1 protein-coding gene is annotated in these 1,186 nt (G+C 68.5%); it reads left to right on the top strand.

Going from position 1 to position 1,186, the window contains the following annotated elements; genetic code table 11:
* Positions 1-59: 59 nt before the first annotated feature.
* Positions 60-1,186 (top strand): Zn-dependent hydrolase (locus EN745_RS35025; RefSeq protein ID WP_145992336.1); only part of this gene is annotated, 1,127 nt, incomplete at its 3' end.

Here is a 1,186-nt window from a genome sequence, read left to right as displayed (position 1 = left end):
GCTCATGCCGGCTGCCTCGCCCGCGCAACCTCTTGCGGCGCCATCCCGACCAGGTCGGCATGAGCAATCTGACGATCAACGCCGACCGTCTTCTTGGCCGCATCGAAGAGCTCGGCAGCCTTGGCCGCGATGCGCAGGGCAGGCTGGTGCGTGTCGCCGCTTCCGACATGGACAAGCTCGGCCGCGACCGCCTCGTCAGCTGGCTGCAGGACGCAGGGCTCGCAGTCGCCGTCGACCGCATCGGCAACATCTTCGGCATCTGGCAGGATGATGCCAATGCCGGCCAGCCGTCGGTCATGCTCGGCTCGCATATCGACACAGTGATCGACGCTGGCATCTATGACGGCTGCTATGGCGTCCTTGCCGGCCTCGAAGCGATCGAGAGTTTGAAGGAGGCCGGCTTTACGCCGGCGCGCCCGCTCGTGGTAGCGGCCTTCACCAACGAGGAGGGCGTGCGGTTTTCGCCTGACATGATGGGCTCGCTGGTCTTCGCCGGCGGCCGGGATCTTGACGAGGCGCTGGCCTCGGTCGGCACCGACGGCTCGGTGCTGGGCAAGGAGTTGGAGCGCATCGGCTATGCCGGCAGGCACGAGCCCGGCTTCCTCAAGCCGCGGGCCTATGTCGAACTGCATGTCGAGCAGGGGCCGGTGCTGGAGCGCGAGGGCATCGCCGTCGGCGCGGTCGAAAACCTGCAGGGCATTTCCTGGCAGCGCATCACGATCGAGGGCGAGGCCAACCATGCCGGCACAACGCCGATGTCGATGCGCCGCGATGCCGGCGTCGCCGCCGCGCGGGTGATCGGCTTCCTGGCGGACCGCGCCGGCGCCTCGCCGACGCCGACGGTCGCCACCGTCGGCACCATCGCCTTCGAGCCCAACGCCATCAACGTCATACCGTCGCGGGCGACCTTCACCGTCGACCTCCGCGATCCCGACGAAACGCACCTTCGCGAGGAGGAATCGGCGCTCGCCGCCTTTCTTGAGGACCTTGCCGCGAGCGCCGGCGTCACCGTCCAGGCTGAAAGCCTGGCGCGTTTCGAGCCGGTAACCTTCGATGCCCGCATCGTCTCGCTGGTCGAGGAGGTTGCCGGAGCCGCCGGCCTTTCCTGCCGGCGCATCACCTCGGGCGCCGGCCACGACGCTCAGATGATCGCGCGCATCGCGCCGTCCGCGATGATCTTCGTGCC

The sequence above is a fragment of the Mesorhizobium sp. M4A.F.Ca.ET.022.05.2.1 genome (assembly GCF_003998845.1).
Classification (GTDB): Bacteria; Pseudomonadota; Alphaproteobacteria; order Rhizobiales; family Rhizobiaceae; genus Mesorhizobium.
The sequence above is the reverse complement of the archived record's forward strand: the minus strand, read 5'-3'. Positions and strand labels throughout refer to the sequence as shown.